13 protein-coding genes and 1 pseudogene are annotated in these 12,751 nt (G+C 57.7%); 6 read left to right on the top strand and 8 right to left on the bottom strand.

The features are described 5' to 3' along the window. Positions 1-211: 211 nt before the first annotated feature. Both HNR03_RS14240 and HNR03_RS14235 read left to right on the top strand, forming a co-directional pair. Positions 212-634: a HEAT repeat domain-containing protein gene (locus tag HNR03_RS14240; protein WP_259154213.1), complete on the top strand. Its 423-nt coding sequence runs from the start codon at positions 212-214 to the stop codon at positions 632-634. A 173-nt stretch (positions 635-807) separates the two neighbouring features. Next, positions 808-1,833, top strand: coding sequence for a hypothetical protein (locus HNR03_RS14235; RefSeq protein ID WP_259154212.1), 1,026 nt, complete (start codon positions 808-810; stop codon positions 1,831-1,833). Here the strand turns inward: HNR03_RS14235 and HNR03_RS14230 are convergent. From HNR03_RS14230 to HNR03_RS14195, 8 genes are all read right to left on the bottom strand, one after another. Continuing rightward, positions 1,810-2,349 carry a hypothetical protein gene (locus HNR03_RS14230; protein WP_259154211.1) on the bottom strand — a complete coding sequence of 180 codons (540 nt, stop codon included), beginning with the start codon at positions 2,347-2,349 and terminating at the stop codon, positions 1,810-1,812. The genes HNR03_RS14235 and HNR03_RS14230 overlap by 24 nt on opposite strands. Before the next feature lie 68 nt (positions 2,350-2,417). Beyond that, positions 2,418-2,996, bottom strand: coding sequence for a hypothetical protein (locus HNR03_RS14225; RefSeq protein ID WP_259154210.1), 579 nt, complete (start codon positions 2,994-2,996; stop codon positions 2,418-2,420). 86 nt (positions 2,997-3,082) lie between these two features. Beyond that, a complete protein-coding gene (locus HNR03_RS14220) occupies positions 3,083-3,250 on the bottom strand; it encodes a hypothetical protein (RefSeq protein ID WP_222585956.1) in 168 nt (55 codons plus the stop codon). Positions 3,251-3,261: 11 nt separating this feature from the next. Continuing rightward, positions 3,262-3,504: a hypothetical protein gene (locus HNR03_RS14215; protein ID WP_222585955.1), complete on the bottom strand. Its 243-nt coding sequence runs from the start codon at positions 3,502-3,504 to the stop codon at positions 3,262-3,264. Between the two features lie 62 nt (positions 3,505-3,566). Beyond that, the gene (locus tag HNR03_RS14210) at positions 3,567-4,646 is read right to left on the bottom strand and encodes a lipocalin-like domain-containing protein (protein WP_259154209.1); all 1,080 of its coding nucleotides are present in this window, start codon (positions 4,644-4,646) and stop codon (positions 3,567-3,569) included. Next, complete coding sequence (locus tag HNR03_RS14205) at positions 4,636-7,107, bottom strand: FtsX-like permease family protein (protein WP_259154719.1); 2,472 nt, start codon at positions 7,105-7,107, stop codon at positions 4,636-4,638. The genes HNR03_RS14210 and HNR03_RS14205 overlap by 11 nt, the downstream gene beginning before the upstream one ends. Before the next feature lies 1 nt (position 7,108). Continuing rightward, positions 7,109-7,777: an ABC transporter ATP-binding protein gene (locus HNR03_RS14200; RefSeq protein ID WP_259154208.1), complete on the bottom strand. Its 669-nt coding sequence runs from the start codon at positions 7,775-7,777 to the stop codon at positions 7,109-7,111. A gap of 154 nt (positions 7,778-7,931) precedes the next feature. Beyond that, positions 7,932-9,629, bottom strand: coding sequence for a sulfatase-like hydrolase/transferase (locus HNR03_RS14195; RefSeq protein WP_259154207.1), 1,698 nt, complete (start codon positions 9,627-9,629; stop codon positions 7,932-7,934). A 388-nt stretch (positions 9,630-10,017) separates the two neighbouring features. Between HNR03_RS14195 and HNR03_RS14190 the strand changes: the two are divergent. The 4 genes and pseudogenes from HNR03_RS14190 to HNR03_RS14175 all read left to right on the top strand — a co-directional run. Then, positions 10,018-10,224, top strand: a pseudogene (locus HNR03_RS14190) (UDP-glucose 6-dehydrogenase); the annotation flags it as partial. Positions 10,225-10,295: 71 nt separating this feature from the next. Next, on the top strand, positions 10,296-11,354 hold the full coding sequence (locus tag HNR03_RS14185; RefSeq protein WP_259154206.1) for an NAD-dependent epimerase: 1,059 nt from the start codon (positions 10,296-10,298) through the stop codon (positions 11,352-11,354). Beyond that, positions 11,351-12,097, top strand: coding sequence for a sugar transferase (locus HNR03_RS14180; protein ID WP_090182738.1), 747 nt, complete (start codon positions 11,351-11,353; stop codon positions 12,095-12,097). The genes HNR03_RS14185 and HNR03_RS14180 overlap by 4 nt, the downstream gene beginning before the upstream one ends. Next, a complete protein-coding gene (locus tag HNR03_RS14175; RefSeq protein ID WP_090182736.1) occupies positions 12,098-12,745 on the top strand; it encodes a CpsD/CapB family tyrosine-protein kinase in 648 nt (215 codons plus the stop codon). It begins immediately after the preceding gene. Positions 12,746-12,751: the final 6 nt, after the last annotated feature.

Raw genomic sequence — 12,751 nt, 5'->3', positions numbered from 1 at the left:
AAGAAAATACGAGCGAGCTTCTTACTACAAAAAAGGGAACGGATTTATTTTCATAACAGAAAATACATCCGCGCCATTTTTTAAAGAGCAGAAAAAAACAAAGAAAAAAAGGGGACGGATTTATTTTTCACCACAGAAAATAAATCCGTCCCCTTTTTTTTATACGGGTGACGCCCCAATGTCACCCCCGATCTAATTTCGAGAAAACGACATGTATAGCAAAGAGTTTGACGAATTAAACTACTGGCTAGGCCCTGACGAAGGATCTAACTGGAATGAATATATCGCCGAGCAGGTAGCGAAAGGCGTACTTGAGAAATTCAGCACGGAGGATTGGAAAGAGCTCAATAGTTCTATCCTCTCAAAAGCCAAGTATTGGCAGGAGCGAAGCGCAGCCGCCTTAGGCGAGCAACGTTCCGCCTCTGCTATTGAAATTCTTAAAAAACTTCTCGATTCGCAGTACAAAGAAGTATTAATAGCTACCGCATCAGAATTAGACTGGACAGAAACCCCAATAGAGCAAACATACGCCGACAAGATAAAACGAATTATAAGTAGCCTTTCAGAAGAGGAGCTTGAGTCCTGCCCTGAACTAACGAATTTATTATTAAAAGCACAAAACTCAAAAATATAAAATGACATGTTTATTTTCACAACCAGAATAAAAAATTGGGACGGTTCTATTCACTTTACCGGGCATAAAACCGTCCCCTTTTGTTTTGGGATAGCCCGTAAATTTCTCACCATTTTTTAGAAAAAATCCACCTCTATACCCCCCGGATCACCACCCAGCAAAGGAATGAACCCTTGTTTACCATCACACGTCTCTTCGCCCTGTCATTAGCATTAACCGTCTCTCTCGAAGCCGCCGCTTTATCCCTTCACTCAGAAAAGCGCTCCGATGGTACAATCGTGCTCTTGCTCTCCAATGAGCCGGCCCCTACACAGCCGCTTAAACTCAACGAAGATCCAGCGATACGCGCGGCGCTGGTTGACTTCATGGGTTACGCGACCGGTAGTTACACCAAAGACAACTATATGATCGTGTCGCAAGTTCTGGATGCTCTGGACTCAGAGTTCTCGACGTTTGAGGAGGGAGTGCCTGCCGGGCGCAAGATGCTGACCGCCATGAATGACGGTAACAATGGCGACGAACGCGGCGCGTTGTTGTTGGATGAAAAAGGTCAGCTAATCGCCGTTGGATTGGTCAACGGGCACTGCACAGTCAAATCAAGTAAAGAGACGTTGTCCTGCAACCCGAGCCCCGAAACTGTGTTGACTATCTTCCAGGCAAAAGACGCAAAGAAGAGTGACGCAGATCCAATCATCGCCTGGAGCAAACAGTTGCCACCCATGATCGCGATTTGGGCAGAGAGTGAAGATCCTGAAAAACGCGCCAAGGCGCAAAAAATTGCCACGGTCGAATACATCACCACCGCGCCAAAAAAAGACGCCTGGAGCGCCTCGCAATTACCTTCGGACTTTCCGAAAGCGATGCTGCCACTGCTTCCAAAAAACACCTATCTCGTAGGCGCTGGCGTTGACGGTTCTTACATCACCCCCGGGATGAAAGGAGCGCCGATTTACGGCGATTTCGACGAAATGGCAGGTCGGCCACGGCATGATTTCGAAGTCATGTTGAAGACCTATACGCCGTTCTCCGATGTCGTGGAGTTTTACCAACAGCACGCCAAGGATGCCGAGTTACGCGCCAATGATGAAAAGGCTCTAATTGACGGGGTTACTGGTGGCCGCACCTACAAAATCGAAATTAAGGATAAAGAGGAAGAAGGAACACTCATCACTTTCTCAGGGTGGAGAAAAGAGGTATAACCCCTCTACACATACTAAAACGGGCAATCTCAAGATCGCCCGTTTTTCACAAAAGGGGGTCAAATCTACTTTATTAGATAATAAATACGCTCCCCTTTGGCTTTCCACCGCCAATACCGCTACGAGCCTCACACAAATGACAGCCCCCTCACCTCCCTCGCATCCACGCTCCCGAATCAGTCCCCCCAAACACCAAAAAAAAATTATCACCCCAACACAATAACCACCCCGATTATCGACTAACCGGTCAGCTTTTTGATCAATGGCTTTGTTGTGCAGAAAAACAAGATCAAACGACAGGCACATACCGCACCCCAAGAAGGTGTTCGCCCAGTGTAATGGCCTTGGCAATCCATGCACCGGTAAAGAGCCCTGCCACTGGGCGAACGAGAAATATTCTAATTGATGTTCTTGAAGTTGTCCGCACACACAACCATGAATTTTATCGATACCACTTTTATTAAATGTCGTTCCAAATATTATTCTGAAACTTTCTAAACCCACCAGTTCGACCATTAAAACTGATTGTTCTTATACAAAAAATCTGTACAAGAACAATCAATCTTTAGAGCTAATACTCAACTTCAGTGTTTACTGGTCACTTTCAGTGTATCGGTGTAGGTCACGATGACACTCTGGCCAACTTTCAGGTCTTTCAATTTCGCTTGTATTTCGGGTCTTACGACATCAACGGTTTTGGATTGGCCGGCGGGGTTTTGGAAGGTGACCTTGTGTTTCTTCACATCGATTTTGGTGATTTTCAGCTGGACTCGTACCTGGCGGTAGGCTTCGCCACCCGGGTTGTCACTGCCGGGGGCGGCGCGGACTTCGCCGGCACTTTCGACAGTGCCTGGCAGGCCTTTGTCGATATCGGTGTCGAGGGAGGCCGCGACGGAGCGGGTGACTTTGACGTTAACTTGATCGCCGACTTTCAGTTTGCCGAGATTTTTTGCTTTGTCGGTCAGTTGCACATGAACCTGATTGCCTTCAGGTCCTTCCAGGACGACTTGGTGGGCGGCAGCGTCGACCGAGACTACTTTGGTGGTGACTTGGTCTGCCTCCACAACGGCAGACAGCGGGATCTCCGCGGCCATGGCGCTGAGGCTGACGGCGGACAGCAAGGTTGCCAGGGTGATGGCTTTGGTCAGTGCGTGGAGTTTCATAGGCGATACATTCCCTGTGATGGATGGCAACAGACGGCTCTGGCCCTTGGGTCAGTGCTGTCTGTGCAAATCAGCATAGACGCTGATCAGGGCGTGTTCGCAGTTTCTTGCGCGGTGGATTCGCCGCTTTCTGTGCCTTTGCCGCTGTCCTTGCGTCGGTTCGGGTCGGTGGGGCGCAGGGCGTCGTTGTCGCGTTCGACTTCGCCCGGTGGGCGTGGCTCGTCAGGGTTTTCGGTATCCGGTGTGGGGTTCATGGCGGGTCTCCTCAGGCGTCGGGATCGTCGACTTCTTGGGCGACGTTCACGGCGGGCGAGTCTTTGTGGGATTGTTCGGCCTTGGCCTTCAAGGCCTGCCACTGTTCGAGGTCGATGGCGCCCTGCCCCAGCAAGTCATCGGCCACCCGCAGCAGTTCGCTGTAATGGGCGTCGGGGGATTGCTGCCAGTAGGCCTTGTCTTCGAACAGGCGCTGCCAGGTATCGAGGTCAGGTGGTTTGAGGTCGTCGCTCATGACGGGCTCCAGTGAACAGGCTTCTTAACGTAGGAGGCCGTCGCCCGAGCGAGAGTTCCGCCTCAATACCCGGTCATTTCAAGGTAGCCCGTGCCGCCGCTGAATTGCACCGGGCCTTCCCAATACGGAATGCGCAAATCCATCCAGGCATTTGGGTTGAGGGCCTTGATCGTGACATCGAAGTGTTTGCCGGGGATTTTGATCGACCAGCGTACCGGCATCGAACGTCCGGCGACGTTGGCGGTGTCTTGCGGGGTGAGGATGATGTCGTCGGCGTGCAGCAATTGCGTCTGGCCCTGGGCGTCGATCCAGGTGCCGGTCAGGTAAGGCGCGCCGTCCTTTTGTCGCATGCGGTAGAGCATTATCTGTTCGCCGCTGTCCAGGTGCAGGGAAAACCAATCCCAACCGGTTTGATTGGCGGTCAGCGGCTGGCTGCTCCACTCGCGGTCGAGCCAGGCCGGGCCGCTGACTTGATAGGTCTTGCCGTCAATAACCAACGCGCCACTGGCCTGGAAAAACGGCTGGCTGTAGTAATACGACGCCTGCCCTTGTTCGGATTTCTGACTGAAACCCTTGTCCCCTTGAAGCACCAGCGGTCGTGTCGACGTGAGCCGCAATTGGTAGCTGAAATCCTTGTCCCGGGCACTGAGTTGCAGATCTGCCAAGGCATCGGAACCCTGACTGCTGAACCGCCAATCATCGATCCACGCATTGAAGGGCGCGACACTCACGCCCGCCTGACCGACGCCGCCACGGGCATAGCGTTCGGCCGCGTGATGGACCGTCGCCGAAGTCACCGCCGCATGCCCCAGCCAAATTGTCTGGTTGCCCCACCCCGACTGCTCCGCAACAGCCTTCAGCGCGCTGCGAAACAACGTCCATTGCACGCCGAACTCGCGGCCCTGCTCATCCTTGAGGTTGGCCGTGACGTACCACCATTCAATGCGAAAGCCGTCATGCGGCCCATGATCCGCCGGGAAGCTGAAGACCCGACCGGGCACCACGGGGGTGAATACCGAAGCCTCGCCACCGAGGCCGGCAAAACCTTTCTGGGCAGGCACCGGGTTATCACAGCCGCTCAACAACGCCAATGACAATGCCAATAACAATCCCAATAACGGCAAGCCGACCTTAATCCTCATGCGCAAAGGTCCTCAGCAGGTCCGCCGGTTGCGTGCGATACAGCGAATACAGCGGCCACGCCGACGCCAGCAATGTCGCGAGCAATGCCAGCCCCATCAATTGCAACAGCTGCAACGGAAACACCCGCAATGGCAGTCGCCAGCCAAACGCCTGCACGTTGATCACCGCATCCAGACACCACGCCAACGCGATGCCCAACGGCAACGCCAGCACCAGCGTCAGCACCGCCAGCAGCCAGGTTTGCCCGAGGTTGAGCAGCATCAATTGCCGCCGGGTCACGCCCAGCGCCCACAATGGCGCGAGTTGTCCGAGGCGGCTCTGGCTTTGGGTCAGCAGGCTGATGAACAACGCCACGCCAGCAACGGCAAGGGTCAGGCTGTTGAGCGCGGCGGTGGCGGCGAAGGTGCGTTCGAACACTTGCGTGGACCACCCCTTGAGCCGCGCCTGATCGACGATCCGGCTGTCGTCCAGGGCGAAACGTGCCTGCAGCGTTTTCAGGAACCCGGGGATCAACGCCGGTTCGATGCGCAGGTTGAATCGATTGGGCGTGAGCTGCGGCCAGCCGCGTAGCAGGTGATCGACGTTCACCAGGATGTGGCCTTTGGGATTGCCGTAGTCGGCGTAGATCCCGACGATCCGTGGCGACCACGGCCCGCCTGATGTGGGAATGGTCAGGTGATCGCCCAGACGCACTTTCAAGCGCCGGGCCAGTTGCTCGCTGAGCATCACCGCATCGTCCTTGGCCAGGCGATCCCAAGGATTGTCGCCCAAGGACTCCAACAACGGCCAATGCTGGCGATAGGTCGGGTGATCGATTACCCCGAAAATATCCGCCGGCCAGCCCTGCAACTGGATCGACACCTGCCAGTTGGGCAGTACGGCGGTCAGTGAAGGCTGCTGTTTGAGCCAGGTGTTCAGCTCTCGGGACTGGGACGGGTTCAACGGGTTGATGTAGAGCTCGGCGGTCAGTCGTTGTTCGAGCCAGTCGCTGAAGGTCTGACGGAATCCGGCGGTCATGCTGCCGGCACCAATGTTCGCCGCCAGCGCCAACAGCAACGCCATCAGGGCCAGGCTCAGCGCGGGCAATTGCTGGCGGCAATCGGCGACGAACCATTGACCGAGCACCGAGTGGCTGCGGCTCAACGCCAGGTTTAAAAAGGCATTGAGCACCACCGGCAGGGCCAGAGCGGCACCGATCAATAACCCCGCCATCAGCAAAAATCCGCTGGCCAGACTGTCACCCCAGATCAAGGCGCTGAGCGCGATGACTGCGGCAAGCGATGCAACCCATCCCTGGCGCCGCAACCAGCGCGCGTGAGCCTGATGCCAGGCTTGCGGATCGGCCAGCGCCAGCAACGGCAGACGTGCCGCCCGCAACAAACTATTGGCCCCGGCCAGCAATGCACCGAGCACACTCAGGCCGACACCGCTGAACCACCACCAGGGACTGAGGCTCAACTGCCCCGCCACTTCGGCGCCATACAAACCGCGCAGGCTGGCGGCGACGTCCGGCAGCAGCACGCTGGCCAGCAAGTAACCGCTGACGACGCCGGCGAGGCCGCCAATCAATGCCAGCGCGCCCAATTCGACGGCGAGGCCCGCGATCAGCAAGCGTGCGCTGACACCGCAGGCGCGCAGGGTTCTGAGCAGTCCTCGGCGTTGCTCCAGCGCCAGACCGATGGCCGCGTGAACGATGAACAAGCCGACCACGAAGGACAGAAACCCCAAGGCATCGAGGTTCAGGTGAAAGCTCTCGGTCAGGCGTGAAAGGTTGTTCTCTTCACCGCTGGTTTTGAGCTGCAACTGGCTCTTGTATCGATCGGGTAATGCCGCGTTGAAATCCTTCGGCAACAGCAGGCGTGAAAGTTGATCCGGCAGGCCCAGAATCTGCTGGGCGAAGCCGATGTCCACCAACAGCACGCCGGGCGCCATGTCGGTTTGCACATGCAGCGGCGGCACGGTCACACCGCTCTCGTTCTCGGGCTGATCGCCTTCGTGCAAGCCCAGCGCCTGCAAGGTTTGTGGGGAAATCCAGGTGCTGCCCGGCGGGCTGAAAAACGCGACGATCTGCTCGATCGCCAACGCCCGCCCCGCCACGGCAGAACCGGCCGGCAGCGACACCGGCTCGATACCCATGAGCTGCAATCGCTGATCTTCGTGGCCCTTGAGGATCAATCGGCCTTGCAGCACCGGCGACACCGGCCAACCTTCGCGACGCAAATCGACAAACAGCGCCTGAGGAAAAGTCCCGCCGCCCGGCGCACTGAGGCTGGCTTGCGGCTCGCCACCGATCAGTTGACTGGCCCGGGCGTAACTTTCCCGCGCCTGGCTGTTCAGCGCCTGCACACCAGTCAGCAGACTGGTGGCGAGCCAGAGCCCGGTCAGTACACTGAAAAACTGCACCGGATGCAGTCGCCAATGGCTCAGCAGCGCCCTTAGCGTCTCACCAAAAACACGCACTTCAGCGCTCGTCCGCGCCAGCCAGGCGGCCATGGTGCAAGACCACTTTTTCCGCCAGCCGTGCGGCCACGCGGGGGCTGTGTGTGACCATCAACAACGTGGTCGGGCTGTCGTCGAGCAGTTCCAGCAACAACTGCAAGACTTCATCGCTGGTGGCTTCATCGAGACTGCCGGTGGGCTCATCGGCCAACAGCAGTTTCGGCTGCGAAGCCAAGGCGCGGCCTAGTGCGACACGCTGTTGTTGGCCGCCGGACAGTTGCTCGGGATAGCGCCGCAGCAACTCGCCCAATCCCAGTCGCTGCACCAGGTGCGCCTGCCAGCGCGGATCATGCCGCCCCGCCAGACGCGCCTGAAACGCCAGGTTGTCCTCGACGCGCAGACTGCCGATCAGGTTGAACTGCTGGAACACCAGGCCGATTTCGGTTCGCCGCCAGTTCGCCAGTTGCCCTTCGTTCATCTGGTCCAGCCGATGTTCACCGCTGCGAATGCTGCCCCGATCGACCTTGTCCAGCCCGGCGATCAAGTGCAGCAACGTGCTTTTGCCGCTGCCCGATTCGCCCATCAATGCCAGGCTGCTGCCGGGTTTCAGCGTGAGGTCGATGCCTTGCAGCACTGGCAATGGACCTTGCGCAGTGGCGTAGCTTTTGAAGACGCCTTGGACCGAAAGCATGGGGGAGGCTCGCTGAAGTCAGTGCGCCTAGGATAGCGGACGGCACTGGCAGCGCGTTATCGTTCTTCGCGAGCAAGCTCGCTCCCACAGGGTTTTGTGGACGCGAGCCTGCGGGCGGTGCTCCGACGATGAGGTCGATCAGCCGAGCAAAACCTCACTCCCCCGCCGCCACACTCGTCGGCGCCTGCGACGGCGTCACAATGCTGTTCAGATCAATATGCTTCCACTCAGGTTTAGCCCCCAGCCGCGCATTGAACCGATAGTTGAAGGTGAACTCGTCTGCGGTCGGCACGCTCAACGGTTTGCCATAAACGGCCTCGACACCCGCCAGGTCATACCCCATCAACTGCAACAGCGTCGGGAAGATGTTGTAGTGGCTGGAGCGATCCTTGTTCGCGGCCAGCGACTTCTGCCAGTCGAGGGTGCGCAACTGATCGCCTTGAATCACCACCAACGGCACCAGTCCTTCCTCTTCCACCGGGTCACCGCCGCAATGGGTGTTCAACCCGGGATTACCTCGTTCATGCAGGTCCTGCCCATGATCGGAGGTGTAGATCAGCAACGCATTGCGCAGGTCTGCCTGGGCGAACACCCGTGAGAAAAACTCCCCGACGTTCCACAGCACGGTGTTCTTGTAGGCGTTGCGGTACAGCATCCAATCGTCCGGCTGGCCATTGAAGCCATCGCGTTTGCCGGTGTCCGCCACCTCGACAAACTGCCCTCGCGGCAACGTCGGACGGTAGGCCATGAATGCATCCGGGTACTTGTCGTGCACCGGGAAATGCGCGCCGACCTTGTTGATCACCACCAGCTCCGGTTTGCCGTCATTGAGCAAGTCGATCAGCTTCGCCGCCGCCGCCATGTCGCGATCACGCACGCTGGTCTGGTCGAATTGCACGAACTCGTCGATGTCCTTTTTCTCGGTCTCGCTCATCAGGTTCTGCAGGTTGCCACCGGTGCGCTGGGCGTCGATGTATACGGTGCGAAGGCCAGCCTTCTTGGCGTACTGCCAGATCGACGGCTGTGTGGTGTTGATGCGCATGTAGTCGGCGCGGGTGCCGCCATAGCGCAACGTGACGTTGGTGTCGGCGCTGCAATTGGCGATGGAGGCGGCGTAACCGTAATTGAAGATCTCGACGCCGGGGCGCGGTTCCTTGAGATTGCTGTGCACACCGAACGGGGCATTGATGTCCAGGTAGTTGCCGGAAATGCTCTCGTCGATGACCAGCACGATATCGTGATCCACCGCCTGCCCATTGCGCGCCAGGCGCACCGGCTCACGCGGGCCAACGGTGTTGTGCAGGGCTTCATAGGTAAACAGATTCAAATACGCCAACGGCGTGTACATGATCGGCAGGCCACGGGCGCCCTCGCCGGCCCGCACAAACAGCACCGCACTAAGCAGCAATACCCCAAGCACCGGTGCCGCCACCAGCAACGCGCCCGGCAACGGCATCCGCCGACGCGGCTTGAGCCCGATGCCGAACAGCAACAGCAAGCCGCCGACCACCCCGCTGATGAGCGCGTCGCGGTACTGGTAAGCCGCGTCCTGGATGAACCCGGCGGAATACACCAGCGACACGAAACTGCTGTAGGTCAGGTAATCGGCCGTGACCCGCGTATAGACGTCGAAAAAAACCGCCGAGACGAACATCACCAGGGCAAACAGGTGGCGAACCAGCGTCTGGCGGATGTACGCGGTCATGAACAGCGCCACTGTCAACACGACAAACATCGCGCCAAACAGCAAGACCGCAAACCCGACGCCCATTGCACTTAGGCGTTCCAGGTAATAGTCGTAATTCTTGAGCAAATAGAGAACTAACAGCAGTTCTTTCAAGTATCGAATCATAGTATTTCCGATGCTCACGTCAGGTCGTTGGCCAATAGATTGTCGGCCATTTTTTGACACTAGCACCGGGCCATCAAAGCGCAAGAAATGTCCGACTTTTTCAAAAAGCGTCAAAAAAACGTTGACTCAAATCTGACACACTCGATTGGCTACAGGCCACGTTTTTCAAGCCTTACGACCGTTTATCGCTTTCTTGAAAATGTTAAAAACCCGTCAAAACCGCGGCAAATCCAGCAGTGGCAAGCACTTGATGGCAAAACGCCCCAAAAATGGGCCTGTTATAGCAGCGCAACATGTCATTTTGCTGACACGTTTTCCCAATGCTGGGCTATACCCCTTTTGACAGTCTTTTTTCCGATCTTTCCACCGTCTTACGAGGCACGCCAATATGGACGTGAGCGTATTTGGTACGGGCTACGTTGGCCCGATAAAAACAGAGGCGCTGACCGATGTCGGACATCGCGTCCTGTGTGCCGATATCGATCCAGACAAGATCAAGCAACGGCAAAAAGCCCTGCCAACGATCAGCGAACCAGGGCTGTCCGGCACGGTGGCAGAGAACAAAAAGGCTGATCGCACCCTGTACAGCCCGCAACAGGTGGTGGCGGCTGGTTTGCACTATAGCTGCATTGGCCTTCGGCCCATCGCTCCCGAGGCGCCGCGACCATGAAGATACTTGTCACCGGAGCCGCCGGTTTCATTGGTGCCCATTGCGTATTGCGACTGATGCGCGACGGCCACGATGTGTGCGGCCTCGACAACTACAACGACTACTACGACCCGCAACTCAAACACGACCGTGTGCGTTGGGTGCGGGAGCAGGTCGGCCATTTCCAGCTCGCAACGGTTGACCTGGCCGACGGTCCGGCCATCGAAGCCCTGTTTGTCCGTGAAAAACCCGAAGTAGTGATTCACCTCGCGGCCCAGGCCGGGGTGCGTTACTCCCTGGAAAATCCTCGGGCTTACCTCGACAGCAATCTGAACGGTTTCCTCAACATTCTCGAAAGCTGCCGCAACCACCCGGTCAAGCACCTGATCTACGCCTCCTCCAGTTCGGTGTACGGCGCCAACCAGCACACGCCTTATTCGGTAAAGGACGGCGTCAACCACCCGCTGTCGTTGTACGCCGCCACCAAGAAAGCCAATGAACTGATGGCCCACAGCTACAGCCACCTGTTTGGCGTTCCTTGCACCGGCCTGCGTTTTTTCACCGTGTATGGACCCTGGGGCCGGCCGGACATGTCGCCTATCCAGTTCGCCCGGGCCATTGCCGAAGGCAAGCCACTGAAGTTGTTCAACTACGGCGAGCATCAGCGCGACTTCACCTACATCGACGACATCATCGAAAGCATCGCTCGCCTGATCGATCGCCCACCGCTTGCCAATGCGCAATGGGACCGTGAACAACCGGACCCGGCCAGCAGCATGGCGCCGTGGCGCATCTTCAATATCGGCGGCCAACACCCGGTTGAGCTCAAGCATTACCTGGCGCTGCTGGAAAAACACCTTGGACAAGAAGCCCTCGTCGAGTTGCTGCCCATGCAACCGGGCGATGTGCTCAACACTTCTGCCGATGCCAGCGACCTGGCTCAGGCAACCGGATTTCAGCCTTGTATCGAGCTGGATGAAGGACTCAGGCGCTTTGTCGCCTGGTTCTGCGATTACTACTCACTGCCTGTCGCCCATGCGCCGCTTGCGGCTGAACTTCAGCGGAGGACCCTATGACTGGACTAGAAAAAGGTGTGCCGATCAACCAGATGCGCCGAGACAAGCGCCTGGATCCCGAGCACCGAATGCGCCTTGACTCCGCGATCCATATGCAGGGTCGCGGCTGGATGACCGGTCGCGATGGTGGTCGGCCCTGGACGCTGTCGCGCACCAACCGTGTTGTTGCCTGCATCGGCGCGTTGATGATTCTGCTGCTGCTCTCGCCTTTGCTGCTGGGCCTGGCACTGGCGATCAAGTTCAGCAGCCCGGGGCCGGTGATGTTCGTACAGAAACGCACCGGTTACCGCGGTCGCAAATTCGGCATGTACAAGTTTCGCACCATGGTGGCCAACGCCGAGGAGCTCAAGGAGTCGCTGCGTCACCTGAACAAACACGGTGCCGACGCCATCGACTTCAAGATCGACAAGGACCCGCGCATCACCGGTATCGGCGGCTTCCTGCGGCGCAGCAGCCTGGATGAGCTGCCCAACCTGATCAATGTGGTGACGGGCGATATGCGCCTGGTGGGCCCGCGGCCTACCTCGTTCAACGCCTATCGCTACAAGGACAATCACCTTGCACGCCTGAGCATCTACCCCGGCATGACCGGCCTGTGGCAGATCTCCGGGCGCAGCAATATCGACTTCGACCAGCGCGTTGAGTTGGACCTCAGCTATATCGCCGAGCAGAGCCTCTTGCTTGATCTGAAGATCCTGTTGAAAACCCCCTTCAAAGTATTTAGCGGCCACGGAGCGAGTTAAATGGACGGTTCATCAGCCAAAAGCCTAAGCATCGCAAACCCGAGCGAGTCCAATCTGACTTCGACCGTGCTCGATCAAGATCTGCGGATCCTATTCCTGACCTCCGCCAATCCCGGAGCAGGCACAACCACCAGCGCCCTGGCGCTGGCCACACAGCTGGCGCAAATGAGCAGCGGCCAAGTGCTGTTGATCGACGCCAGCCAGTCGGCGACCAACCTCACGCAGCAACTTGGGTTAAGCAAGGAGCGTGGTTTTCGCGACCTTGTGTTCAACACCCAGAGTCCGCCGCTGCTGCAGGATTGCGTGCTGCAAGTTGCCAGCCTGCCGTTCCACCTGCTGCCTAACGGCAAATATGTGCGCGGCAACGAACACCTGACCGCCGAACGCCTGGGCCCTCTGCTCGATCAGCTCGGCAGCCAGTACCGCTTTGTGGTGATCGACGGCGATGCGGTGTATTCCGCCGCCGACACCCTGGTCATCAGCACTCAGGTGGACGGCGTGATCATGGTCGTCCGCGCAGAAGACACGCGTTGGGAAGTGGCTCAGGCGGCGGTCCAGCGCTTGACCCAGGCCGGGGCAAAACTGGTCGGCAGCGTGTTCAACCGACGCAAGTACTACATGCCCAAGTGGCTGTACAAAAACCTGTAAGCATCA

The organism is Pseudomonas sp. JAI111, assembly GCF_024809425.1.
Taxonomy (GTDB): domain Bacteria; phylum Pseudomonadota; class Gammaproteobacteria; order Pseudomonadales; family Pseudomonadaceae; genus Aquipseudomonas.
The sequence above is the reverse complement of the archived record's forward strand: the minus strand, read 5'-3'. Positions and strand labels throughout refer to the sequence as shown.